The organism is Paenirhodobacter sp., from assembly GCF_041916475.1.
Classification (GTDB): domain Bacteria; phylum Pseudomonadota; class Alphaproteobacteria; order Rhodobacterales; family Rhodobacteraceae; genus Rhodobacter.
On record NZ_JAYRZN010000030.1, the window covers coordinates 12,358 to 37,319 of the forward strand.

At 66.3% G+C, this 24,962-nt stretch carries 22 protein-coding genes, 1 tRNA gene and 1 pseudogene; 16 read left to right on the forward strand and 8 right to left on the reverse strand.

The features are described 5' to 3' along the window. Positions 1–180: 180 nt before the first annotated feature. The 3 genes from tkt to ACOMG5_RS12870 are packed head-to-tail and all read left to right on the forward strand — an operon-like array spanning position 181 to position 4,008. Positions 181–2,199: a transketolase gene (gene tkt / locus ACOMG5_RS12860; RefSeq protein WP_420344207.1), complete on the forward strand. Its 2,019-nt coding sequence runs from the start codon at positions 181–183 to the stop codon at positions 2,197–2,199. Continuing rightward, a complete protein-coding gene (locus ACOMG5_RS12865) occupies positions 2,196–3,119 on the forward strand; it encodes a DMT family transporter (RefSeq protein WP_420344208.1) in 924 nt (307 codons plus the stop codon). Before tkt ends, ACOMG5_RS12865 begins: the two co-directional genes overlap by 4 nt. 4 nt (positions 3,120–3,123) lie before the next feature. Further along, the gene (locus tag ACOMG5_RS12870; protein WP_420344209.1) at positions 3,124–4,008 is read left to right on the forward strand and encodes a lysophospholipid acyltransferase family protein; all 885 of its coding nucleotides are present in this window, start codon (positions 3,124–3,126) and stop codon (positions 4,006–4,008) included. On the opposite strand, the gene ACOMG5_RS12875 is transcribed toward ACOMG5_RS12870, so the two are convergent. Further along, positions 4,009–4,971 carry a DUF1223 domain-containing protein gene (locus ACOMG5_RS12875; RefSeq protein ID WP_420344210.1) on the reverse strand — a complete coding sequence of 321 codons (963 nt, stop codon included), beginning with the start codon at positions 4,969–4,971 and terminating at the stop codon, positions 4,009–4,011. A 308-nt stretch (positions 4,972–5,279) separates the two neighbouring features. On the opposite strand from ACOMG5_RS12875, the gene acnA reads away from it, so the two are divergent. Then, positions 5,280–8,033, forward strand: a complete 2,754-nt coding sequence (gene acnA, locus ACOMG5_RS12880; RefSeq protein ID WP_420344211.1) for an aconitate hydratase AcnA — start codon at positions 5,280–5,282, stop codon at positions 8,031–8,033. Positions 8,034–8,168: 135 nt separating this feature from the next. Then, positions 8,169–8,723, forward strand: coding sequence for a VPLPA-CTERM sorting domain-containing protein (locus ACOMG5_RS12885; RefSeq protein WP_420344212.1), 555 nt, complete (start codon positions 8,169–8,171; stop codon positions 8,721–8,723). A gap of 38 nt (positions 8,724–8,761) precedes the next feature. On the opposite strand, the gene guaB is transcribed toward ACOMG5_RS12885, so the two are convergent. Both guaB and ACOMG5_RS12895 read right to left on the reverse strand, forming a co-directional pair. Then, positions 8,762–10,210 (reverse strand): IMP dehydrogenase, encoded by a 1,449-nt coding sequence (guaB, locus tag ACOMG5_RS12890; protein ID WP_420344213.1) that lies wholly within the window; start codon positions 10,208–10,210, stop codon positions 8,762–8,764. A 66-nt stretch (positions 10,211–10,276) separates the two neighbouring features. Beyond that, positions 10,277–11,236 (reverse strand): tellurium resistance protein, encoded by a 960-nt coding sequence (locus ACOMG5_RS12895; RefSeq protein WP_420344214.1) that lies wholly within the window; start codon positions 11,234–11,236, stop codon positions 10,277–10,279. Positions 11,237–11,407: 171 nt separating this feature from the next. Here ACOMG5_RS12895 and ACOMG5_RS12900 point away from each other — a divergent pair, with 171 nt between their 5' ends. The 6 genes from ACOMG5_RS12900 (at position 11,408) to ACOMG5_RS12925 (ending at position 17,024) form a co-directional block, all read left to right on the forward strand. After that, complete coding sequence (locus ACOMG5_RS12900) at positions 11,408–12,535, forward strand: OmpP1/FadL family transporter (protein ID WP_420344215.1); 1,128 nt, start codon at positions 11,408–11,410, stop codon at positions 12,533–12,535. A 150-nt stretch (positions 12,536–12,685) separates the two neighbouring features. Further along, a complete protein-coding gene (locus tag ACOMG5_RS12905) occupies positions 12,686–13,585 on the forward strand; it encodes a DMT family transporter (RefSeq protein ID WP_420344216.1) in 900 nt (299 codons plus the stop codon). Positions 13,586–13,615: 30 nt separating this feature from the next. Continuing rightward, a complete protein-coding gene (locus ACOMG5_RS12910) occupies positions 13,616–14,473 on the forward strand; it encodes an ATPase (protein ID WP_420344217.1) in 858 nt (285 codons plus the stop codon). A gap of 15 nt (positions 14,474–14,488) precedes the next feature. Beyond that, positions 14,489–15,409 (forward strand): homoserine O-succinyltransferase, encoded by a 921-nt coding sequence (locus ACOMG5_RS12915; RefSeq protein ID WP_420344218.1) that lies wholly within the window; start codon positions 14,489–14,491, stop codon positions 15,407–15,409. A 60-nt stretch (positions 15,410–15,469) separates the two neighbouring features. Beyond that, a complete protein-coding gene (gene ppk2 / locus ACOMG5_RS12920; protein WP_420344219.1) occupies positions 15,470–16,399 on the forward strand; it encodes a polyphosphate kinase 2 in 930 nt (309 codons plus the stop codon). Between the two features lie 10 nt (positions 16,400–16,409). Next, a complete protein-coding gene (locus ACOMG5_RS12925; protein WP_420344220.1) occupies positions 16,410–17,024 on the forward strand; it encodes a TetR/AcrR family transcriptional regulator in 615 nt (204 codons plus the stop codon). Here ACOMG5_RS12925 and ACOMG5_RS12930 read toward each other — a convergent pair. The 4 genes from ACOMG5_RS12930 to ACOMG5_RS12945 all read right to left on the reverse strand — a co-directional run bounded on the left by ACOMG5_RS12930 (position 17,007) and on the right by ACOMG5_RS12945 (position 19,898). After that, complete coding sequence (locus ACOMG5_RS12930) at positions 17,007–17,609, reverse strand: LysE family transporter (RefSeq protein ID WP_420344221.1); 603 nt, start codon at positions 17,607–17,609, stop codon at positions 17,007–17,009. The genes ACOMG5_RS12925 and ACOMG5_RS12930 overlap by 18 nt on opposite strands. Positions 17,610–17,611: 2 nt before the next feature. After that, positions 17,612–18,058, reverse strand: coding sequence for an Lrp/AsnC family transcriptional regulator (locus ACOMG5_RS12935; RefSeq protein ID WP_420344222.1), 447 nt, complete (start codon positions 18,056–18,058; stop codon positions 17,612–17,614). Between the two features lie 185 nt (positions 18,059–18,243). Then, entirely contained in the window at positions 18,244–18,831 is a 588-nt protein-coding gene (locus ACOMG5_RS12940) for an outer membrane protein (protein ID WP_420344223.1), read from the reverse strand. 308 nt (positions 18,832–19,139) lie between these two features. Next, a complete protein-coding gene (locus ACOMG5_RS12945; RefSeq protein WP_420344224.1) occupies positions 19,140–19,898 on the reverse strand; it encodes a hypothetical protein in 759 nt (252 codons plus the stop codon). A 222-nt stretch (positions 19,899–20,120) separates the two neighbouring features. Between ACOMG5_RS12945 and ACOMG5_RS12950 the strand changes: the two genes are divergently transcribed. After that, positions 20,121–20,210 (forward strand) — tRNA-Ser (locus ACOMG5_RS12950). A 27-nt stretch (positions 20,211–20,237) separates the two neighbouring features. Here the strand turns inward: ACOMG5_RS12950 and ACOMG5_RS12955 are convergent. Continuing rightward, positions 20,238–20,540: a hypothetical protein gene (locus tag ACOMG5_RS12955; protein WP_420344225.1), complete on the reverse strand. Its 303-nt coding sequence runs from the start codon at positions 20,538–20,540 to the stop codon at positions 20,238–20,240. A gap of 37 nt (positions 20,541–20,577) precedes the next feature. On the opposite strand from ACOMG5_RS12955, the gene ACOMG5_RS12960 reads away from it, so the two are divergent. From ACOMG5_RS12960 to ACOMG5_RS12975, 4 genes and pseudogenes are all read left to right on the forward strand, one after another. Continuing rightward, the gene (locus ACOMG5_RS12960; RefSeq protein WP_420344226.1) at positions 20,578–21,900 is read left to right on the forward strand and encodes a DUF6538 domain-containing protein; all 1,323 of its coding nucleotides are present in this window, start codon (positions 20,578–20,580) and stop codon (positions 21,898–21,900) included. A 78-nt stretch (positions 21,901–21,978) separates the two neighbouring features. Then, positions 21,979–23,154 (forward strand): annotated as a pseudogene (locus tag ACOMG5_RS12965) (DNA primase family protein); the annotation flags it as partial. A gap of 262 nt (positions 23,155–23,416) precedes the next feature. Next, the gene (locus tag ACOMG5_RS12970) at positions 23,417–24,244 is read left to right on the forward strand and encodes a hypothetical protein (RefSeq protein ID WP_420344227.1); all 828 of its coding nucleotides are present in this window, start codon (positions 23,417–23,419) and stop codon (positions 24,242–24,244) included. A 101-nt stretch (positions 24,245–24,345) separates the two neighbouring features. After that, on the forward strand, positions 24,346–24,954 hold the full coding sequence (locus ACOMG5_RS12975; protein ID WP_420344228.1) for a hypothetical protein: 609 nt from the start codon (positions 24,346–24,348) through the stop codon (positions 24,952–24,954). Positions 24,955–24,962 lie beyond the last annotated feature (8 nt).

Below are 24,962 nucleotides of genomic sequence, written 5' to 3' on the forward strand. Positions count from 1 at the left end.
TCTCTTCCTGCGGCGGGCGAATCGCGCCCCTGCCCGCGTTTGGCCCAGTCTAACCCGAGGCGTTGGGGGCGCCCACCCTTTTGCATCAAGCACTTGGGCTGTGCGCTTGATCTTGCCCCGATCCCTGCTATCAGAAGGCGCGTCGTTATCGCCACCATAGCACATTCGAAGGAGAGGCTCTTGGACATCGCCACGCTCCGCGCCACCCATCCCGACCACTGGAAACTGGCCACCGCGATCCGCGCGCTGGCGATGGATGCGGTGCAGGCCGCGAACTCGGGCCACCCTGGCGCGCCGATGGGCCTCGCCGATGTGGCGACGGTCCTTTACCGCAACCACCTGAAATTCGACGCCAAGGCGCCGCATTGGGCGGACCGCGACCGGTTCATCCTTTCGGCCGGCCACGCCTCGATGCTGCTCTATGCGCTGCTGCATCTCACCGGCTATGAGCAGGCGACGCTCGATCAGGTAAAATCCTTCCGGCAATGGGGCTCGCGCATGGCCGGCCACCCGGAATACGGCCATCTGGAGGGCGTGGAGACCACCACCGGCCCGCTGGGCCAGGGCATTTCCACCGCCGTCGGCATGGCCATCGCGGAAAAATCCATGGCCGCGCGCTTCGGCAAGAAGGTCGTGGATCACAAGATCTGGGTGATCGCGGGCGACGGCTGCCTGATGGAAGGCATCAGCCACGAGGCGATCGGCCTTGCCGGCAAGCAGGAGCTCGATAACCTGATCGTGCTCTGGGATAACAACAACATCACCATCGACGGCCGCGTCACGGTCTCCGACATCACCGACCAGCACAAGCGCTTCGAGGCCGCGGGCTGGACGGTTCTGGCCTGCGACGGCCACGACCCGGCCGATATCGACCGCGCGCTGACGGAGGCCCGGAAGGCCAAGGGTCCGGTCATGGTCGATTGCAAGACCATCATCGGCTTCGGCTCACCGAACAAGGCCGACAGCTATTCGGTGCATGGCTCGCCGCTGGGCGATGCGGAAATTTCCGCCACCAAGGCAATCTATGGCTGGGACCATGGCCCGTTCGAAATCCCGGCTGATATCAAGGCGGAATGGGAAGCGATCGGCGGCCAAGGGGCTGCGGAGCGCACCGAATGGCAGGCCCGCCTCGATGCGCTGAGCCCGGCCAAGAAGGCCGAATTCGAGCGCCAGGTCTCGGGCGGGGTGACGAAGAAGCTCGCCTCCGCGATCCGCGCCTTCAAGAAGGCGCAATCCGAAGCCGTCCCCAAGGTCGCGACCCGCAAGGCCTCGGAAATGGTGCTGGCCGCGGTGAACCCGGTGGTGCCCGAGACCATCGGCGGCTCGGCCGACCTTACCGGCTCGAACCTGACCCTGACCCCGGGCCTCGGCGATTTCACGCCCGAGAACCGCAAAGGCCGCTATGTCCGCTATGGCATCCGCGAGCACGGCATGGCAGCGGCGATGAACGGGCTCTATCTGCATGGCGGCGTGCGCCCCTATGGCGGCACCTTCTTCTGCTTCACCGATTATGCCCGCGGCGCGATGCGGCTTTCGGCGCTGATGGGGGTTCCGGCGGTCTATGTCATGACCCATGACAGCATCGGCCTCGGCGAAGACGGCCCGACGCACCAGCCGGTGGAGCATTTGGCGATCTGCCGCGCGACGCCCAACACCTGGACCTTCCGCCCGGCCGATGTGGTCGAGACGGCCGAGGCCTGGGAGCTGGCGCTGTCGTCGGAGAAGACCCCCTCGGTGCTGGTGCTGAGCCGCCAGAACCTGCCGACGCTGCGCAAGGCGCACACCAATGCCAACCTCTCCGCCAAGGGCGCCTATGTGATCGAGGAAGCCGCGGGCAAGCGCCAGGCGATCCTGATGGCCACCGGCTCCGAAGTGGAAATCGCGCTGAAAGCGCGCGACATCCTGCAGGCGCAGGCGATCGGCACCCGCGTCGTCTCCATGCCCTGCATGGAGCTGTTCGCGGCGCAGGACGAGGCCTACCGGCGCAAGATCCTGCCGCCGGGCGCGGTGCGCGTGGCGGTCGAAGCCGCCGTGCAGCAGCCGTGGGACCGCTGGCTGCTGGGCGAGCGCGGCACGGAGAAGAAGGCGGGCTTCGTCGGCATGACAGGCTTTGGCGCCTCTGCCCCGGCAGAGCGGCTCTACCAGGAGTTCGGTATCACCGCGGAGGCGGTCGCCGAGAAGGTCAAGAGCCTGCTTTGACGCCTGAAAACCGTCACTCCGAGGGGGCCTCCGGCACGGCCGGCGAGGCCCCCTCGTTTCTCTCGGGCCATGGCAAGGCCGCGAGCCTCGGGATCGTGCTGCTCATCGCCGCGCTCGCGGCCTTCACGCTGATGGATGCCTGCGCGAAGCTGCTGACCGAGCGCTACCATCCGGCGCAGATGATCTGGGCCCGTTTCGCGATCAACCTCGCGCTGGTGTCGCTGGTGTTCCGGGGGCGGTTCTTGCCGCTGTTCCGCTCGCGCCAGCCGCATCTGCAATTCGGCCGCGGGATCATGCAGGTGATCACGATCACCCTGTATTTCATCGCGATCCAGAGCATGGGCCTCGCCGAGGCCGCGATCCTGTTCGACCTGAACCCGGTGCTGATCACGCTCGGCGCGGCGCTGTTTCTGGGCGAGCATATCGGCCCGCGCCGGATCATCGGCATCGCCGTGGCTTTCCTCGGTGCGCTGATCATCCTGCGGCCGGGCCTCTCCGCCTTCGACCCGATGGGGCTCGTGGTGGTGGGCTCCGCGCTCAGCTATACGGTGGGCAATCTGCTCACCCGGATGGTGCGTCAGGATGCGCTCGCGACCTCGATCATCTGGTCGGCGAGCGTGGGCACGGTGCTGAGCTCGCTCGTCCTGCCCTTCGTCTGGAAGGAGGTCGCGCTGTGGGATCTGCCGGTGTTCCTCGCCATCGGTGTGCTGGGCACCATCGGCCAGGTCCTGGTGATCCGCGCTTTCAGCCTCGCCGAGGCCGGGGCGCTGGCCCCGATCGGCTATTTCGGGCTCGTGTTCTCCGGATTCTGGGGCTGGGTCTTCTTCGGCCATCTGCCGGATCAGTGGACGGTGATCGGGGCGCTTGTGATCGTGGGGGCCGGGATCTATGTCTGGTATCGAGAACGGAAAGCCGCCTGAGCCGATGACCGAAACCCCTCCCCCGCCAAGCCTGACCGACCGCGTTTCGGATGCCGCCTTCCGGGCGATGATGGCGGTTGCGCGGGCGCTGCCCTATGAGCGGCGCATTCCGATGGTGGGCTGGGTGGTCTCGCGCCTGCTGGCTCCGGTGGCGGGCTATCGGCGCCGGATCCGGCGCAATCTGGCGCTGACCTTCCCCGACATGCCGCGCGAGCGGGTGGAGGCGCTGGTGCGCGCCGTGCCCGACAACATGGGCCGCTCCATCGCCGAGATCTATTCCGGCAAGGAATTCCTGGACCGCGTCCGCGATCTTCCGCTCGAAGGCCCCGGCGTGGCGGCGCTGGAGGCCGCGCGCGCGGCGCACCGCCCGGTGATCCTCGCGCCCGGCCATTTCGGCAATTATGATGCCTGGCGCGGCGCCCTGACCGGCCAGGGCTATCCGGTCGGCGCGATTTACCGGCCGATGAACAACACCCTGTTCAACAACCATTACGTCGAGGCGATTTCCAGCATCGCAAAGCCCCTGTTCGCCCGCGACCGCGACCTGCGCGACATGCTGCGCTTCCTGCGTTCGGGCGGCATGGTCGCCTTCGGCTTCGATCAGTATTTCCGCAAGGGCGCCGCGCTGACCTTCTTCGGCCTGCCCGCCCGCACGCCCACCTCCGCCGCGGAGATGGCGCTGAAGCTCGACTGCGACCTGATCCCGATCCACGCGATCCGGCAGCCGGACGGGCTCTCGTTCCGCATCCTGATCGAGGCGCCGGTGCCGCACAGCGATGCCGAAACCATGACCCAGGCCCTGAACGACCACCTGGAGGTGCAGGTGCGCGCCCATATGGAGCAATGGCTCTGGGTGCACCGGCGCTGGAAGGATGTGAAGGGCGGCTGATCAGTCCAGCCGCGCGGCGGCCACGATCGGCCCCGGCAGCGGCGCGGATTTGCCCGGGAGCGCCGTCTGCACGATCACCACCGCGGGTTCGTCGCCGTCGATGCGGGCATTGAGGCGGGTGGGGGTGCGGCCATCCCATTCGGCAACGGCATGCCAGGCGGTGACGACATTGGCATAATCCACCACGAGGCCCGCGTTCTCGCCGCGCAGGATCTCGACCCGGGCCTGCGGCATGTAGCGCACGATCTGCACGACGGCGCCTTGCGGCAGCGGCGGATCGGCCCGCAGTTCAAGCACATATTGCCCCTTGCTGCCGGCGACGGTCATGCTGACCGGGGTCGGGCGGGCCTGCTGCTGCGCCACCAGGGCATCGAGCGCGGGCTCATCGCCGCCAACGATGGAGCCGCTCCCCTCCACCAGAATCTGCGGGGTGAAGATAGATTTGCTCCCGGCCGCGCGGGCATAGGCCTTCTGGCGGGCGGTGAAGGCGGGCTGGGCGAAGGGGTCCTCCCAGCCGAGATAATCCCAGTAATCCACATGCAGCGACAGCGCGATGACATCGGGGCGCTGCGCGAACCGCACGAACATCTCATCGGCGGCCGGACAGGAGGCGCAGCCCTGCGACGTGAACAATTCGACCACGATCGGCCCGCGGCCCGGAGCCGGGGCATCGCGCGCGGCGAGCGGCATCGCTCCGGCCGGCTCGGGCGCTGTCTCCGTGGCCGCGCGCCCCGAGAGCGCATTGCGCAGCGCCGTATCGAGGCTTTCGATGAGAGAATGGCGCGACATGGTCCCGGGCACATCGGCCCCGCCCGGCCCCGGGGGGCCGCTGATGCCCGCAGCCGGGCCCGGCCCGGCCCCCGCCGCCTGCTGCGCCACAGCCGGGACGCTCCCCCCGAACACGAGGCCAAGAGCCAGCCAGCCTCCGAGGGCAGTGCCGATGATCGCGCGTGCCGGTCTCATTGCGCCCCTTTCCATAGCGGCCCATACCTACGGCGCGAAGGCCCGGTTTGCCAATCAAGGTTTTGCGATTTTTTCCGGCATTTGGGCAAGCGGGGATACGCGGAGGGGCGAAAGCCCCCCAATCGCGTCGCGCCCGCAGGGCCGGGGTGCGCATGCCGCCGCCGTTCGCGCTCACCTGTGGAAGAGAGTGCGACAGAAGTGCGAAGGCAGTATGCAATGGTATACAAATTTTACCCCACCCTCTTGAACGACTCCGCATGATGGGGCAAGTAATTCCCAGCGACACCCTCAAGCCACGGGAGGCCACGATGTCCATCGTCACCGGCAAGGACACTGCCAAGACCCGCCGCCAGCTCACAGTGGGCGGCAAGTCCTATTCCTACTTCTCCATTCCGGCAGCTCAAGAGGCGGGGCTCGGCGATTTCTCGAAGCTGCCCGCTTCGCTGAAGGTCGTGCTGGAAAACCTGCTGCGCTTCGAGGATGGCGGGTTCTCGGTTTCGGTCGATGACATCAAGGCCTTCGGCGAATGGGCGGTGCTCGGCGGCAGGAACCCGCGCGAAATCGCCTACCGCCCGGCCCGCGTGCTGATGCAGGATTTCACCGGCGTTCCGGCCGTGGTCGACCTCGCCGCGATGCGCGACGGGATCAAGGGCCTCGGCGGCAACGCCCAGAAAATCAACCCGCTGGTCCCGGTGGACCTGGTCATCGACCACTCGGTCATGATCGACGATTTCGGCAACCCGCGCGCTTTCCAGCGCAACGTGGAGCTGGAATACGAGCGCAACATGGAGCGCTACCAGTTCCTGAAATGGGGCCAGGGCGCATTCGAGAACTTCCGCGTGGTGCCGCCCGGCACCGGCATCTGCCACCAGGTGAACCTGGAATACCTGGCCCAGACCGTCTGGACCGATACCGACCAGTCGGGGGAGACCGTCGCCTATCCGGATACGCTCGTCGGCACCGACAGCCACACCACCATGGTGAACGGCGCGGCCGTGCTCGGCTGGGGCGTCGGCGGGATCGAGGCCGAGGCCGCGATGCTGGGCCAGCCGGTGTCGATGCTGATCCCCGAAGTCGTCGGCTTCAAGCTGACCGGCGAAATGGTGGAAGGCACCACCGGCACCGATCTGGTGCTGAAGGTCGTGCAGATGCTGCGCAAGCATGGCGTGGTCAACAAATTCGTGGAATTCTACGGCCCGGGCCTCGACAAGCTGCCGCTCGCGCAGCGCGCCACCATCGCCAACATGGCCCCCGAATACGGCGCCACCTGCGGCTTCTTCCCGATCGACGCGGAAACCCTGCGCTACCTGCGCCAGACCGGCCGCCACGAGGACCGTATCGCGCTGGTCGAAGCCTATGCGAAGGAAAACGGCTTCTGGCGCGATGCCGATTATGCGCCGATCTATTCGTCGCATCTCGAGCTGGACATGACCACGATCGTCCCGGCGATCTCGGGCCCGAAGCGTCCGCAGGACTACCTGCCGCTGAGCTCCGCCTCCGCCGCCTTCAGCAATGTCGTCGCCGGCTACCGTGGCATCGACATCTCGTCCGATGCGAAGGACATGGCCGATGAGGGCCCGGTCGCGACGAAGCCGATCAGCGTGTGCAAGACCGTTCCGGTCGAGGGCAAGGATTACACCATCAACGACGGCTCGGTGGTGATCGCGGCGATCACCTCGTGCACCAACACCTCGAACCCCTACGTCCTCATCGGCGCGGGCCTGGTGGCACGCAAGGCGCGCGCGCTCGGCCTGACCCGCAAGCCCTGGGTGAAGACCTCGCTCGCCCCCGGATCGCAGGTGGTTGAGGAATACCTGAAGGCCGCGGGCCTGCAGGAGGACCTGGACGCGCTCGGCTTCAACCTGGTCGGCTTCGGCTGCACCACCTGCATCGGCAACTCCGGCCCGCTCGGCGATCCGGCGATCTCGAAGGCGATCAATGACAACGACCTGATCGCGACCGCGGTGCTCTCGGGCAACCGCAACTTCGAAGGCCGGATCTCGCCCGATGTGCGCGCGAACTACCTCGCCTCGCCGCCGCTGGTGGTGGCCTATGCCATCGCGGGCGACATGAACATCGACCTCACCAATGACCCGATCGCCACCTCGAAGGACGGCAAGCCGGTCTACCTGAAGGACATCTGGCCGAGCGACCGCGAGATCGCCGATCTGGTGAACAAGGTCGTGACCCGCGAAGCCTTCCTGGAAAAATACGCGGACGTGTTCAAGGGCGATGCCAATTGGCAGGCGGTCGATGTCGCGGGCGGCGAGACCTATGACTGGCCGGCGAGCTCGACCTACATCCAGAACCCGCCCTATTTCAAAGGCATGTCGGCGGAGCCGGGCGTGATCAAGAACGTGAAGGACGCCCGCGTGCTGGCGATCCTGGGCGACATGATCACCACCGACCACATCAGCCCCGCAGGCTCCTTCAAGCCGACCACCCCGGCCGGGAAATACCTGACCGAGCGCGGCGTGGCGCCGAAGGACTTCAACAGCTACGGCTCGCGCCGCGGCAACCATGAAGTGATGATGCGCGGCACCTTCGCGAACATCCGCATCAAGAACGAGATGCTGGATGGCGTCGAGGGCGGCTTCACGAAGGGGCCGAACGGCGAACAGACCACCATCTTCGACGCCTCAATGGAATATCAGGAGGCGGGTATCCCGCTGGTGATCTTCGGCGGCATTGAATATGGCGCGGGCTCGTCGCGCGACTGGGCGGCGAAGGGCACCAACCTGCTCGGCGTGAAGGCCGTGATCGCCGAGAGCTTCGAGCGGATCCACCGGTCGAACCTGATCGGCATGGGGGTCATCCCGTTCGAGTTCCTGCCGGGCGAGAACCGCAAGACGCTCGGCCTGAAGGGGGACGAGGTTGTCACCATCGAAGGCCTGGAAGGCGAGATCAAGCCGCTGTCGCTGGTGCCCTGCACCATCAAATTTGCGGATGGCTCGGTGAAGACGATCCAGATCAAGAGCCGGATCGATACCGAGGTCGAGATCGAGTACCTCAAGAACGGCGGCGTGCTGCACTACGTGCTGCGCAATCTGGCACGGGGCTGAGGTTCAGCCCGCCCCTGCCCTGGAAACAGGCACCCCCCGGAGCATCTCCGGGGGGTATTTTCATACGCGCTTGACAGAAAGAGCGGCCGCACGAAGGGGCGCGCTGTAACGATATCCTCAGTAAAGGTTCTCCAGATGCGCCCAGCTTTACGGACCCTTGCCGCGGCCCTGTTCTCGGCCTGCGCCGCGTCCCCGCTCCTCGCCGCGACGTTCACGCTCGAACTCACCCAGACCGGCCTTGGCGACGCCGGGCCAGACTGGTTCGGCACCGTGAGCGTGCCCGACGCCGCCGCGAACGGCCTTGTCTCCGGCATCAGCCTCGCCGTGAACGGGATCAGCTATGATGTGCCGTCGAGCGGCGCGTGGCAGCTGTATTTCCGCACGGCCGGATCCTTCGGGCCGGAAGCGTTCCTTCTCGGGACACTCCTGTCCACGGCGATCAGCGATACCCCCGCACCTGCGATCTGGTTCGATGCGTTCGGCCAATCCGAGAATAACGGCCCGATTGTCTATACCTATCGCTGGAGTTCGTTCTCCTGCAGCACCCATGTCTGCAGCAACACCTTCGCCGCGGGCGGAACCGCGCAGCTGATCGAACAGACGGATCCGCCGGTGGTGCCGCTTCCTGCCGCAGGCGGGCTGCTGGCAACGGCGCTCGGCGCAGCCGCGGCCCTCCGGCGCAGGCGCTGAAATGGCTCCGGGGGCCTGCTGGCCCCCGGGCAATCCTATCAGCCGATACGGTAGTTCGGGCTTTCGCGGGTGATCTGCACGTCATGGACGTGGCTTTCCTTCAGCCCCGCACCAGTGATCTTGACCATCTGGCAGCCGCCGCGCATCTGGGCGACCGTGGCATTGCCGGTATAGCCCATGGCCGCGCGCAGCCCGCCGACCATCTGATGCAGCACGGTGGCCACGGCGCCCTTGTAGGGCACCTGCCCTTCGATCCCTTCGGGTACCAGCTTGTCCGAAGCGGCGTCCTTCTGGAAATAGCGGTCGGCGGAGCCGCGCGCCATGGCGCCCAGCGAGCCCATGCCGCGATAGGACTTGTAGGAGCGGCCCTGATACAGGATCACCTCGCCCGGGGCCTCATCGGTGCCCGAAACCGCCGAGCCGACCATGGCGCAGCTGGCACCCGCCGCGATCGCCTTGGCGAAATCGCCCGAGAACTTGATACCGCCATCGGCGATCACCGGCACATCGCCCGCGCCCGACACGGCATCCATGATCGCAGTCAGCTGCGGCACGCCCACACCCGCGACGATCCGGGTGGTGCAGATCGAGCCGGGGCCGATGCCCACCTTCACCGCATCCGCGCCCGCATCGATCAGCGCCTTGGTGGCCGCGCCCGTCGCCACGTTCCCTGCCACGACCTGCACATCGCTGCGGTATTTCTTGATCCGCTCCACGGCCACCGCAACGCCCGCCGAATGGCCATGCGCGGTGTCGATCACGATCAGGTCGCAGCCGGCATCCACCAGCGCGCAGCTGCGCTCATAGCCCGCATCGCCCACGGTGGAGGCGGCGGCGGCCCGCAGGCGGCCCTTGTCGTCCTTCGTGGCGAGCGGGTGCAGCACCGATTTCTCGCTGTCCTTCAGCGTCAGCAGGCCGGTGAGCTTGCCCGCCCCATCCACCACCAGGAGCTTCTCGATCCGGCGCGCCTTCATCAGCTGCATCGCCTCGTCGCGGTCCGCGGGCTCGTGCAGAACCGCGAGGTTGTCCGAGGTCATCATCACCTTGACCGGGGTGCGGTCATCGGAGGCAAAGCGCATGTCGCGGTTGGTGACGATCCCCACCACCCGGCCCGAAGCATCCACCACCGGAAAGCCCGAAACGTTGTAGCGCGCGACCAGCGCCTTGGCATCGGCCAGGGTCTGATCGGGGCTGAGGGTGATCGGGTTGTAGACGATCCCGCTCTCGAAGCGCTTCACGCGGCTGACCTCATCGGCCTGCTGCTCGATGCTGAGGTTGCGGTGGATGACCCCCATGCCGCCGGCCTGGGCCATGGCGATGGCCATCGAACTTTCCGTCACCGTGTCCATGGCGGAGGATAGAAGCGGGATATTCAGGCGGATCGACCGGGTGACCCAGGTCGAAACATCGGCCTCCGACGGCAGCACCGAGGATGCTGCGGGAACCAGAAGGACATCGTCGAAGGTGAGCGCCTCGCGAATCTGCATCGGAATCTCCTGACAGGATACGTTTGGCACGCCCCTGTTTCACCCTTGGGCGGGAAATGCAAGGGGTCACGCGATGGCGGCGTTAGTCTTCACGGCAAGTTGGCCGCCAGCCCACAGTTTGTAGATGCGAAAGGCGATGGGCACGATGGCGAGCGTGGCCCCCGAAAGCGCGATTGCCCCCGGGACCGCCCAGCCGAGCGCAATCCAGAGCCCCGCCGTGGCCGCGAGCGGGAAGGTGAACGCGCCCCAGAGCGCCGTGAACCCCGCCGCAGTGAGCCAGCGTGCCGAAAGGAGCAGCGCCAGCGCGAGGACCGCGCTCAGCGCGCCGAAGCTCAGCGCGATCCCCGTGGCACCGAAGCCCTGTGCCACCGTCCCGAGGAGCGCCATCGGCGACAGATGGATCGCCAGCAGCGGCCGCAGCGGCGCGGGCACGCCTTCGCGGGCGAATTGGGCAATGGAGGCGAGCCAGATCCCCGCCGCACAGAGGAGGCTCACCCAGAACAGCGGCAGCGCCAGCCCGGGCAGCCCGAGCCCCTGCGCAGCCATGGCCGCCACGATCCAGCCGCTCAGCAGCAGGTGCCAGTCCGGGCTGACCCGGCGCTGCGCGGCGGGGCCGGTCGCGAGCACCCGCAGCACGGCCGCGCTCAGCGCCAGCTGCGCCACCATGCCCGCGGCCAGAAGCCCGCGCGCAGCCCCGCCCGCCAGCGGCCCCAGGGCCAGCGCCATGAGATAGAGGCACAGCACCCCGGCTGAAAGCCCCGCGCGCCCCGGCAGGATGCGCAGATCCTCCAGCACCACGCCCGGGCGCCGCAGCCCCTTGCCCGCATAGGCCAGCAGCGCGAAGGCCGCGAGCAGAACCACCGCCCCGAGCGCCATTTCCGGAAGGCCCGGCGGCAGCCCATAGGCCCCTGCTGCGCGGCGCCAGCCGAGGCCAAGCCCCAGCAGGCCGAGCGTCGGCGCGAAAATCGCCGGCGGTGTGCGGCGCCACAGCCCGCGCGGCGTGGCCTTCATCGGCGCAAATCTCATCTCGGGCTCCCAGTTGTACGGCCCCAGAGTGCCGAATTCCGCAGCGACAGGGAAGCGCGGCAAATCCGCGCCCCTCTCCCTACGCGACGTCACGCGGGCGGAGTGTTTGATTTACGCGCGCGTCATGTTAGCGTCTTGGCAGGAGGAGTTTACATCTCTTGGGGAGGAGATATGAAACATCTTGTGACGGGGGCGGGTCTGCTCGCCCTCAGCGTTGGTGCATCTCATGCGGGAGGCATCGAACGGTCTACGCAATCCGTCGGCATCCTGTTCGAGCAGGGGACGAACTATCTGGAGCTGTCCTACGGCCGTGTGCGCCCTTCGGTGAAGGGGACGGGGCTCAGCAACCCCTTCGTGCCGAATTCGGGCGCGGAAACCGGGGGGATCGCGCGCAACCATTACCTGCCGGGGATATCCTACAAGCACGAATTCAACGACAAATGGTCGATCGCGCTGATCTACGACCATTTCTACGGGGCCGATGTGGCCTACGGGCTGAACGGGTCGAGCTGGCTAGCCGGGACCGAGGCCAATGAGCAGTCCGAAGGCTATACCGCGCTGCTGCGCTACCGGATCGACGGCAACTGGTCGGTGCATGGCGGGATCCGGATGACCGATGCCTCGGCCTTCGTGCAGCTGGGTGGCGCGGCCTATGGGCCGGTGGCGGGGTATAATGCCAGCTTCAAGAACGACTGGGCGATGGGCTATGTCGGCGGGATTGCCTATGAGCGGCCCGACATCGCGCTGCGCGTGGCGCTGACCTACCAATCCAAGATCACCCATGAATTCGACACCAACGAGCGGATGGGGGCGACGCCGGTGGCCTCCGGCGGCACGACCGAGGTCGATACGCCCGAGGCGGTGACGCTCGACTTCCAGACCGGGGTGGCCCCGGACTGGCTGGTGTATGGCTCCGTCCGCTGGGTGCACTGGAGCCAGTTCCAGATCAAGCCGGACTGGTTCTACGGCCAGACCAACCGCAGCCTGGTGGAGATAGACAACAGCACCACCTACACGCTGGGGATCGGGCACAAATTCAACGACAGCTGGTCCGGCTCGATCTTCGCCACCTGGGAGACGGTCACCGGCGACGATCTGGTCACGCCTTTCAGCCCGGTGCAGGGCTACAAGGGGATCGGCATCGCGGCCGTCTATACCCGCGGCAACATGAAGATCACCACCGGCGTGCGGTATCTGTGGCTGGGCGATGCCTATGCCCAGACGGCCGGCACCGCGCGGGCGGATTTCAGCGACAACTATGCCGTCGCGGCCGGGGTCCGGGTGGGCTTCACCTTCTGAGCAATGGCCCTGCCTCCGGCGGGGCCATCCTTCCAGCGGCCATTGTATGCGATACAGGATCGATCTGGCCTGAGCCCGCCCCCGCGGCTAGGGTCGCGCCAGATCCAGCCGAGAGTCGCCATGCCCCCTGCCGCCCCGATGACAAAATCCATGACCCCCGCCGTCTGGGGCCTGATGGCGGTGCTCGCGCTGCTTTGGGGAACGTCCTTCCTCAGCATCCGCTTCGCGCTGGCGGGCATCGGCCCGCTCAGCATCGTCGCCGTCCGCGTGACGGGCGCCGCGGCGGTGATCTGGCTGGTGGTCTTGCTGGCCCGGCGCCCGGTGCCGCGCGACCCGATGCTTATCCCGCATTTCCTGATCAGCGGCGGGCTCAACTGCGCACTGCCGTTCAGCCTGATCTCCTGGGGGCAGCAATACATCCCCTCGGGCCTCACCGGCATCCTGAACGCGGGCGCCGCGGTCTTTGGCGTCGCGGTGGCGGCGCTGATCCTGCGCGACGAACGGCTGACGCCGCGCAAGGCGATCGGGGTGACGGTGGGCTTTCTCGGCGTAATCGCCGCGATCGGGCCGACGGCACTTGCCGGGCTGGATCTCACCTCGCTCGGGCAGTTCGCCATCATCGCTTCCTCGGTCTGTTATGCGTTCGGCTCGGTCTACACCCGGATCAATGTGGGCAAGCTCGTCCCCGATGTGGCCGCCGCAGGCATGCTCACCGGCGCCGCCGCCTGGCAGATCCCGATCGCGCTCCTGACCGAGGGCGTGCCGCAATCCGCGGCTCTGGGCCAGGTCGGCCCGGCGCTGCTGTGGCTGACGCTCGGCTGCACCGCATCGGCCTATCTGCTGTATTTCCGGATCCTGGCGCGCGCCGGGGCCGGAAATACCTCGCTCGTCACGCTGATCATCCCGCCGATCGCGATCCTCGCCGGGGCGCTCACGCTTGGTGAACGGCTGACGGTGGCCGAGCTGCTGGGCTTCGTGGTGATCGCGGCGGGGCTCGTGATCCTCAACGGCGGGCCGAAACCCCGTGACGCGCTGCCCGCCACACGCTAAAGCGGGCAAAACCGGAAGCCGGGGGCAGGAATGATCTACAACAGGGCGGAATGGCTGGCGGCGAACCGGCGGCGGGTGCTGATGTTCGGCATGTCGGGGCTGGGCAAGACCTACCTCGCCTCGATGCTGCGCGCCGCCCCTTCGGGCTGGTTCCACTATTCGGTCGATTACCGGATCGGCACGCGCTACATGGGCGAATACATCGCCGACAATTTCAAGCGCGAGGCGATGAAAAACCCGTTCCTGCGCGAATTGCTCATGTCGGATTCGGTCTATATCGCCTCCAACATCACCTTCGACAATCTGGCGCCGCTCTCAACCTATCTCGGCAAGCCCGGCAAGCCGGAGCGGGGCGGGCTGGCCTTTGCCGAATATCAGCGCCGCCAGGAGCAGCACCGCATCGCAGAGACGTCCGCGCTCCTCGACAGCACGCATTTCATCGACCGCGCCGAGGACATTTACGGCATCCCCCATTTCGTCTGCGATTCCGGTGGCTCGATCTGCGAGGTGGTGGACCCGGAGGACCGCAACGACCCGATCCTGCGGGAGCTGTCGTCGCATCTGCTGATGGTCTGGATCGAAGGCTCGGAGGCCCATACTGACGAACTCGTGCGCCGCTTCGACCGCGCACCGAAGCCGATGTATTATCAGCCTGCCTTCCTCGAGCGGATGTGGGCGCGCTACCGCACGGAGCGGGCCCTTTCGGAGGCCGAAGTCGACCCGGATGATTTCGTGCGCTGGACCTATCGCCAGGCGCTGGATCACCGCCAGCCGCGCTATGATGCCATGGCGCGCAACTGGGGCATCAAGGTCCGTGCCGAGGATGTCGCACTTGTACGCGATGAAAAAGACTTTACATCGCTGATCGCCGCGGCCCTGCCCGCGTAAACCCGGAGAAGATCCATGCCGATCACCCTGCCCCAGACCCTGCCCGCCTTCGACATTCTCACGAATGAAGGCGTCATGGTCATGTCGCCGGGGCGGGCGGCCATGCAGGACATCCGGCCCTTGCGGATCGGGCTTCTGAACCTGATGCCGAAGAAGATCCAGACGGAGAACCAGTTCGCCCGGCTGATCGGGGCGACGCCGCTGCAGATCGACTTCCAGCTGATCCGCATGACCGAGCATCAGACCCGCAACACCGCCGCCGAGCATATGGAGGCCTTCTACCGGCCCTTCGCCGAGGTCGAGGCCTCGGGCGAGAAATTCGACGGGCTGATCATCACCGGCGCGCCGATCGAGACCATGCCCTTCGAGGAGGTCACCTACTGGGACGAGATCACCCGGATCTTCGACTGGACGCAGAGCCATGTGTTCTCGACCTTCGGCGTGTGCTGGGGCGGCATGGCAATGGCCTATCATTTCCATGGCATCCAGAAGCACCTGCTGGAGGCGAAGGCCTTCGGCTGTTTCCGCCATCAGAGCCTGCAGCCGGCCTCACCCTATCTGCGCGGGTTCTCGGATGACGTGCTGGTGCCGGTGAGCCGCTGGACCGAGATCCATCAGGACGAGGTGGACCGCGCCGGGCTGGTGACGCTGATCGCCTCGGCGGAGACCGGGCCCTGCCTGATCGAGGACGACCGCCACCATGCGCTCTATGTCTTCAACCACTTCGAATACGATTCCGCGACGCTGAAAGAGGAATACGACCGCGACGTGGCCGCCGGAAAGGCGATCAACGTGCCGCGGAACTATTACCCCGATGACGACCCCACCCGGATGCCGACGAACCGCTGGCGCAGCCATGCGCATCTGCTCTACGGCAACTGGATCAACGAGATCTATCAGGGCACGCCCTACGACCTCGCCAGCATCGGGACCTGAGCGCCGCTTGCAGCCTCCCCGCGCGGCCCTATAGTGCGGGGAGCTTCAGGGGGATCGCGGATGGGCAAGAAGGACAAGACCGAGGAGACGCCGCCGGAAAGCGTCGTAGAGGCCGCGCAGGAGGGAATTCCCTTCGTCGGCGATATCACCCGCTATCTCTTTGGCGAGGCGCCCGATGCGATCCGCAAGGCGATCGAGGGCGCGGGCAAGGACGAGATCCTCTCGAAATCCTACCCCTACCGGGAGGAGATGAAGAAGAAGGACTATGAGGCGCATATGGAGCGCCTTCAGGTCGAGCTGGTGAAAATGCTCTGGGACCTGCGCGCCACCGGCAAGCGCCTCGCCGTGGTGTTCGAGGGCCGCGATGCCGCCGGAAAGGGCGGCTGCATCGACCGGCTCCGGGAGAACCTGAACCCGCGCGCGGCCTATGTGGTGGCGCTGCCCAAGCCCAGCGAACGCGAGGCGACGCAATGGTATTTCCAGCGCTACGTCGACTGGCTGCCGGCCGCGGGCGAGATCGCGATGTTCGACCGCTCCTGGTACAACCGCGGCGTCGTGGAGCATGTCTTCGGCTTCTGCACGCCGCAGCAACGCACGCGCTTCTTCGACCAGGTGCCGGATTTCGAGAAGATGCTGGTCGATGAGGGGCTGATCCTGGTGAAGCTGTGGCTCTCGGTGGACCGGGCCGAGCAGCTGAAACGCTTCCTGGACCGGGAGCGCGACCCGCTGAAGCAGTGGAAGCTGAGCCAGATCGACGTCGAGGGCCTGCGCCGCTGGGACGACTATACCGCCGCGATCCGCGAAACGCTGGAGCGCTCGCATACCAAGCACGCGCCCTGGACGGTGATCCGCTCCGACGACAAGAACCGCGCCCGGATCGCGGCGATCCAGACGATCCTGCGCTCGGTCGATTATGTGCGCAAGGACAAGGCGACGATCGGCAAGATCGACGACAGCATCTGCGGCGGCCTCGACGTGCTGAATGGCTGAGGCGGGCTGAATGGCGAAGGCGGGCTACCATCACGGCAACCTGCGCCAGGCGCTGGTGGAGGCCGCGCTGAAGCGCATCGAAGAGCACGGGCCCACCGGCTTCACCCTGAGCGAAGCGGCGAAGGATGCGGGCGTGACCCCGGCGGCGGTGTATCGCCACTTCGCCGGGCGCGAGGATCTGATCGCGGAATGCGCCCGGCAGGGGTTTCTGATCTTCGGCGACGTGATGGAGCATGCCTGGAGCGGCGGCCAGCCCTCGGCGCTTGCGGCCTTCGGCGCGACGGGGCGGGCCTATCTGGCCTTCGCGCGCAAGTTCCCGGGCCATTACGTCGCGATGTTCGAAAGCGGCATCGCGGTCAACCGCTCGCCGGAGCTGGCACAGGCGGCAGACCGCGCGGAGCGGGTGATCCTGCGCGCGACCGAGGCGCTTTCGCGCCATATCCCCGAGGGGCGGCGCCCGCCCGCCTCCATGGTCGCGGCCCATATCCGGGCCATGAGCCACGGCGTGGTGGAGCTCTATGCCCGCGCGCCCGGCACGCAGGCCCCCTATGCGCCGGAGGACCTGCTCGAATCCGGGATCGGGATCTATCTGCGCGGGCTCGGCCTCTTACCCCCGGACGGCTGAGAGCAGCGCCCAGCAGCCGAAGGCCGCCATCATCAGGCTGGAGCCGCGCGCCGCCCAGAGCGCGAAGCCCAGGGGCAGGCTGCGGTGCAGCAGGCTGACCACCCCCGCCAGCAGCACCCACCAGAGCATCGAGCCGGTGAAGACCCCCAGCACCACCACCCCGCCCTGCCCCTCCGTCAGGCCCAGCCCTGCGAAGATCGCGGCGAAGCTAAGGAGCATGGCCGGGTTCGCGATGGCCAGGGCGAAGGTCGTCGCGGCGGTGGCGGCGGCGCTGCGGCTGTCTGGCGCTTCGGCCGGGCGGATCGCTGCGGCCGCGCGCGGCCAGCCGCGCCAGGCCAGCGCGAGGAGCGCGAGGTCGCCGAGCCCCATCGCGGGCCCGCTCACCGCCGCCAGCGCGCCCGAAAATGCCGCGAGACCGGCCGCCGCCGCAGCGGCATAGGCCGCATCCGCGACAGCGGTGCCGAAGCCCCCGGCCAGACCGGCGCGGAACCCATGTGCGAGCGTGCGCCGGATACACAATGCCCCGATCGGCCCGAGAGGCGCCGCGACCGCGAGCCCCAGCAGAACCGCCTTCAGAAACACCATCCCTACCCCCGGAAACGGAACGGGGGCTCGACCACCGCCGTGAGCGTCAGCATTGTCTCGGAGCGCCCGACCCAGCCTTCCGCCTTCATCCGCGACAGGAACTCCTCCACCGCGGCGAGGCTCGCGACGCGGATCTGGATCAGGTACGACCAGGGGCCGGTGACATGGTGGCAGGCGGTGACCTCGGCCAGCGCGCCGATCTCCAAGCGGAACCGGGCCTCATCTGCGCCCTGGGCCAGCAGCAGCCAGACAAAGGCCGTGACCGGCTGATCCACGGCCGTAGGGTCGACATCGGCGCGCATGCGCCGGATCGCCCCGCTCTGCATCAGCCGGCGCAGGCGGTCGTTCACCGCCGAGGTGGAGAGGCCCACCTGCCCTCCCAGTTGCGCAAGCGATTGCCGTGCGTCCTCCGACAGAAGCATGCAGATCTGCCGGTCTATGTCGTCCATTTTCGGGCTCCGCGGGTAGATAGCGGGAACCAGCGTTACGGCGAATGCCGCGCTATGCAACAGCCTTTCCGACAGCCCCGAAAATCGGCCGGACGAAGCCCGGAAAACTGGGCAAATGCCGCAAATAATACGGCCGGGCGCAGATACGCCCGGCCGCCATGGGGTATTCTCCGATGAAATCCGGATCAGAACCGGTAGGACGCCGTCGCGCCGATGGTCGGCAGGTTGATCGAGCCATCGGTGCCGTCGAAGCTGCTGCCCTTGCGGTAATCCGCCTCGGCGCCGACGATCCACTGGTCGTTGACCTGATATTTGACGCCCACGCCGACCAGCGGCACGGTATCCGAGATGCTCTCGCCGTTCAGGTCGCCCTTGATGTAGGACGCGCCCAGGGTACCGTAGGTCAGCCACTTGCCGGAGGGGATACCTGCAAGGACCTTCAGATCGGTGAAGTTCTTCACCTTGCCGACATCGCGGGTCTTCATGTCTGCGGCCGAGGTGGCCAGCTCGCCGCCCAGAACCCAGCTGCCATAATCCTTCATGTAGCCCGCATGCAGGCCGCCGAAGGCGCCATCGGTCTTCAGCTCACCATTCGGGTCGCCGTAGCCCAGCTGAGCACCGAGATAGAAGCCATCCCAGTTGGCATTCGCCGCGGGCATCGGGGCGACAGGGGTCGGAACCGGAGCCTCGGTCACCGGAGCGGTATAGCCACCCGCGAAGGCGGCTCCACCGACCACAACCAAGGCGCTCGCTGCCATCAGAATCCGTTTCATTCTCTTTCTCCTTTCGAGACCGGGCGGAACTCCTTCCGCACTGGATCGACCTCTGGATCAGCCTGCGGTCGCAAGCTGCAGGCCGTTGCCTGTGAGACGACATCTATGGGCTGGAGCGGCACGATCAATGCCCGGTTTGGGGAGCGGCCCGGGCCGCCCGATGCCGCGTGAACAGGCAGTTCGAAAACGGCCTCCGGTTTCGGCCAGCACAGATTGCCGCTCCGGGCCCTGCCCGGAGGGGCGGTTGAATTCCGGTTCAAATCAGTGTCACGCCGTGTTTACCAAACGCGATCCGGCGCGACCGGTGCTCAGAGATCGGCCGAGGTCAACCGCCGGGCGAGAGCCGCGCCCAAAGCGGCGGAGGTCGATTCGTAGATCCGGTCGAAGGCGGTGAATTCCGCCCGCAGCAGCTCCTGCCCCGCCGCGGAGGCATTGAACTGCGCCAGCTGCTGCAGTTCGTCGAGGCTGAGCGCACCGTAGGCCGCGAAGAGATACCCCTCCAGCCAGGCGGTGACATCGGCGCGAATATCCTCTTCTTGCGCCGCGACATCGGCGAGCATATCGGCCTCGGTCACCTCGTAGGGGAAAGCATTGCCCGCAGCCATGGCCCGGTAGAATGCCAGATTGGCATTGAGCCCGCCGATCACGTTGGTCTCGACGAGATCAGAGGCGGCGATGACACGACGCACGGCGGCCAGCCGCGGATCGTCGGCCGCATCGGCCTCCTCAGCCGCCTGAATGGCGCGGTCTTCCAGGGCCGGGTCGAGCAGCGCTTCGCGCGTCTGCAGCTCCAGCCCGACGACACGCCGACCAAGAGGCGTATCCAGCCATGCCTCGATCGCCGGTTCATCGGCCCCCGTGAGCGCGCGGCCAAAATCCTCCCGAAAGGCCGGCATCAGCTGTTCCGGGTCGTGGATCTTCGCCACCTCTGCACCCCAGGCCGCGTCGGGATCCATTCCCGACATTTCCTTCAGCAGATCACTCCCATAGGTGCCGCCCTCCTTCTGCAGGATCGGGAACAGGTCCTGCACCCGCAACAGATGCGCAATGCGGACCGGATCGGCCAAAGCAGGCCCGGCGACGAGGGCCCAACAGCCAAACAACAGGCATGTCAGACGGGAGTTCAGAGACATGACGGTGAACCGAAATTGAGGCGCCGCATGCAAGACCGCGGCCGTTCTCATTTCCTTACATCGAATTCGCTCCCAAAGGCCAAGGCAAAGTGGAAAAACCGGTTGCAAGCCATGGCGCGGCACGCTAAACCCCGGCTCACCAAAGACCACCGATGCGGAGAGGTGCCGGAGCGGTCGAACGGGGCGGTCTCGAAAACCGTTGACCCTTTGCGGGGTCCCAGGGTTCGAATCCCTGTCTCTCCGCCACTCTATCGCCGAAAGGCTGATGTTCGGTCAAAAAATATCCTTATATTTCAACACAATACTGAAATCAGGCGAGACGGCGACTTGCGGTCCTCCGCAAAATCCCGCAACAATATCCGCAACGTCAGGTGCGCCGAAGTCATCCCGCTTGCGGGTCGGCGGGCATTCTGCCCCCCACCGCCAGCGAATGGCGGGCGCAAGGCGGGGATGCTGGCACGCGTGACGGAAGCCGCGATTTTTGCGGCAGGGTTCTGTTTTATGGCGGCTCTGGCGCAAGGCTGGGTCGAGGCGGCTGCCGGTCTTGTCGCAATCTTCCGGTAAAAGCCCGTCCACTCTCGCGCCTCGCCGCCGATCTGGCTGCGGGGGACGCGTGGGCATTACGAAGGATCGCGGGCGATACTATTGGGTCAAGCGGGTTCCGAAACGGTTCCTCGGGATTGTGCTGGGCGCAGACGGCAAGCCGGTCTCGCAGGTGCGCGTTGCGCTGCACACGGATAGCGAGCGCGAAGCGCGCCGGAAGGCTCCGCAGGTCGAGGCGCAGCGCATGGCGGAATGGGCCGCACTAGAGGCCGGGGACAGCGCCGCCGCCCGCGTGCATTACGAAGCGGCCTGCCAGATCGCGGCCGCACATGGCTTCGCCTATGTGCCGATGGCGAAGCTTGTTGACGGTGATGTGAGTGATCTGGTTGCGCGCGTTCTGGCCCTTGCCAGATCTGACGGCGGCCTTGTCAGCCCCATGACGCAAGACGCCCTCACCGGGCAGGTTCCCGAAGCGCTGCCGGACCTTCAACAGATGGCGGCGGAATACTTCGACATGACCGCGACACGGCACCTTCAAAAATCCGAAATGCAGAAGCGCAAATGGCGCCTCCCCCGGGATCGCGCGGTTGCGCATTTCCTTGATGTTGTGGCCGCAAAGGGCGCGGACAAGAAACCCATTCCGATGCGCGTTGACGAAATCACGCGAGCCGACGCCCTGACGTTTCGCAAATGGTGGTCTGATCGCGTGGAGGCCGGGATGCAGGCCGGAAGCGCGAACAAGGACTTTGGGCACCTTTCGGAAATGTTCTCGACCTGGACAGAGCTTAAGGGGCTGGACCTGACCAACCCGTTCGCGAAGTTGCACCTTGAAGGCGGAAGCGAGCGCGAGGTGCCCGCATTCTCGCGCGAATGGGTGTCCGGCAAGCTCCTCGCGGCCGGGGCGCTGTCGAGCCTGAACGCTGAGGCGGCGGACGTGCTGCTTATGATGGTCAACACGGGGCTGCGGCCGTCCGAGATCACCGATGCACCGCTTTCCGATTTCTGCATTGGTGCCGAAATCCCGTTCCATCGGGTCGCGCCAAACGGACGGCAATTGAAGGTCCAGCACACGCGGCGCGACATTCCGCTTCTGGGGGTGTCCCTGGATGCCGCGCGCCGGATCGTCGCCCGGGGCGGGGTTCAGAAGTACCGGCACAAGGCCGGAAGCTGGTCAAATCTGGTCAACAAATATCTGCGCAACAATGGGCTGAAGCAAACGCCAGAACACACGGCCTATTCGCTACGGCATTACGTTGAGAACGCCCTGCTTGCCGCCAGGGTTGATGATCGGGTTAGGGCTGACATTCTGGGGCACAAGTATGACCGCCCGAGCTATGGTGATGGCGGCTATCTGGCGGGGAGACGCGAGGCTCTGGCATTGATCGCTCTCTAGCGTCACGCCCGCGCGGATCTCTCCGGCCACAAGTTAACGACTTCACCCGCCCGGCTCGCCGCCGCTGAGCGGGCGCGTGCGGACCCGCACGCCTTCGTGGTGCCGAATGGCCAGATCGACCTTAAGGCGGTGGCCGCATGGGATCGCCCCGAAGCCTGCGATGATGCCGAGGAATTGGCCGCGCGGCGGTCATGGTTGCGGCCAGTCGACCGCGCAAAGCTGCCGTCACGGGTCGCGGGCGTGCCCTATGACCCGGCCGCAAAATGCCCGGAATGGGAAGCCTTCATGGAATTGATCCTGCCGGATGCGGCCATTCGCGCCTGCGTGAAGCGGATCGTCGGCGCCGCCTTGCGGGGCTGTGACGCGGCGCAGATCGCCGTCTTGATGCGCGGCGCCTCGGGCGGCAACGGAAAATCGACCTTTCAAAACGCGCTGGCAATGGTCTTCGGGGACCGCGACGGATATTCCGCAACCTGCCGGGTGGAAATGTTCCTGGACCTTGGCAACCTCATGTCGAACGCGGCAAACCCGGATGAAGTGAAGCTGCCCGGCGCGCGCGTGCTTCTGGCGACGGAACCGAAGCCCACGCAAATCCTCGATATGACGAAGATCAAGGGCTTGACCGGGTGCGACATTCGGCAATCCCGCGCCCTGCACAATGAGCCTTTCGACTGGCGGCCGAACGCCATTCCGTTCATTTCGTGCAACAAAATGCCGAAGATCAAGGATGCGGACGGCGGGTCGCGGCGGCGGCTGGTGATTATCCCCTTCGAGGTCGAATTACGAAAGCTGCCGGTCGAGCAACGCCGGAAGCCCTCGGACGTGATGGCCGCGCTTCAACGCGAGGCCTCTGGCATCCTGAATTGGGCGATTGACGGCTATCGCGACTTCGTGGCCCGGGGCGAGGAAATCGACCCTCCCGAGGCAATGGAACACATCAAGTCAACGGTCTTCGAGGGCGCGGACCCGGTGCGCACATTCCTTGATCAGATGACGGTGCCGGACGTGAACGGCCGGATTTCGGTCAAGGCCGCATATGACGTTTACGAAAAATGGTGCGATCAGGAGGGCCGCGCGCTTTGGAACATGAAGAATTTCGGCGACGGCATGGTTAAGGCCGGATTAGAGCGTGGGCCTATCAAGGGCCGCAGCCATTGGAAGGGCATCCGGTGGGCGGATGATGCGGCCGAGCTTGTGGTCGCTGCCACGGGCGAAGACCTTCCCTCACCTCGCAGCAATGCCCCGCCGTTTTGACCTGCCTCACAGCCCTTCCGCTCCGCGCCCCGGGGTGAGGTGGCGTTGCGAAAGATGCGCAAATCACCCCGGGGGAAGGGGGGAATTTGGACGCGGCGATGCCGCGACTGCGAGAAGTGAGGGGGAAACGCCGGTTTCAATGACGCCGGACCGCACCCCGCTCACCCCGAAGTCACCCCGAAATTCCGCAAGAATATCCCGTAACTAGTTGTTTTTTATACATATCACTTACGGGGTGAAGGGGGTGAAGTGCTTAAGGCATATGGAAAAAATCATATACCGAAAAAAACATTCTGAACCTTGGGGCGGTTCACCCCACCCCGGACGGAACCACGAAAGGACCGAAGACATGGCAAAGCGCTCGACCCAAAAGCCCGTCACCCTGCCCGGCGCCCCGTTTGAATGGGAAACGACCGGCCGCCACCTGCTGACCGCTACCGACAAGCCCGGCGCAAAGCGCGCGCGGATCTTCGGCACGGCGCCGCTTGCCCGTGGCGCCGTGCAGCCCGATGCCGTGGTGGAGTATGAGCGCGGCGAGGATGGCCTTTTCACCACGGGCAAGGATGGCCGCATGATCGCTCGCCGCGCCCGGGTCTGGCGCACCGCGCAGCCACCGCTTCTGCGGATGGTTCCGCCCGCTGGCCGTGCCGCGCTTCTGGATTACGCCGAGGCGGTCGAGGGCGTGCTTGCCTCGGGCGGGTCTTCCGTGCCGGAAGGTGGCGGCCGTGGCGCCCCGTCGAGCGCGAGCCCGAGCGCGGCGAAGCTGATGGCCGCCGAACGCCTGCGGCACATGCGCGAGGCGCTGGCCGATGGCGTGGCGGTCCTCTTCCCGGCCCGTGCGACAAGCGCCGCCCTGCGCCGCCGCGCGGGCGTTCCGGTTCGGTTCACGGATCTGGCCGATTGGGTGGCCGTGGAGGGAATGAGCCGGGCGCAGATCCTCGCGCGCGTTGGCGTCTCCGGCGAGGCCGCCAAGGATGACCTTTCCGTGGCAATCGTCGCCTGCGCTGCCCGCCTCGCATTCCATTGCGGTTACGTCACCGCTCCGAACGCTGGCAGAAAATCGGGCAGCGGCGCCGGGGGGCGGATATAAGTTTCGCCATAGTCGAGAGGTGGGCGAAGAAATCAGATCGCCACCACGTCACTATCCACGCCCGGCCTTCATGGCTGGGCGTTTGCATTTCCGGGGGCGCGATGCGGCTTGATGTGCGGCACAATGTCGAAGAGGCGCGAAAGGCCCTGACAGATGTGCAGCGCGAACACCTGCCCTTTGCGGTGTCTGTCGCGCTGAACGATATAGTCAAGGGCCTGTCGCTGCACATGAAGCGCCGCATGTCGCAGGTGCTTGACCGGCCCGTGGCCTTTACGCGCAACGGCATGGGCATAAAGCTGTCGAGCAAGCGCAACCTGTCCGCATCCGTCTTCGTGAAGGATCGGCAGGCCGCTTACCTGATATGGCAGGAAACCGGCGGCACGCGCACGCCGAAGGGCAAGGCAATCCCCGTTCCAGTGAAGATCCGCCGCAATGCGGCTGGCAACATGGCGCGGGCGGCGGTCAAGAATGCGCTGGCCCGGAAGGATACATTTGCCACGCGGCCCGGCTCGCACCTGCCGGGCGGGATCTATCAGCGCACGGGCGGCAAGCGCCGCTCCGGCCTCAAGATGCTGCTCGCCTTCGAGCCGAAGGCCGCATACCGCGACCGGCCGTTGAATTTCGGGGAAACCGTCTCGCGCCTCGCCGCCGACCGCCTGCCCGGCGCGCTCGCCCGAGCCATATCGGCCGCTCTGGCCCCCCGGGGTTAGGTTCTTCC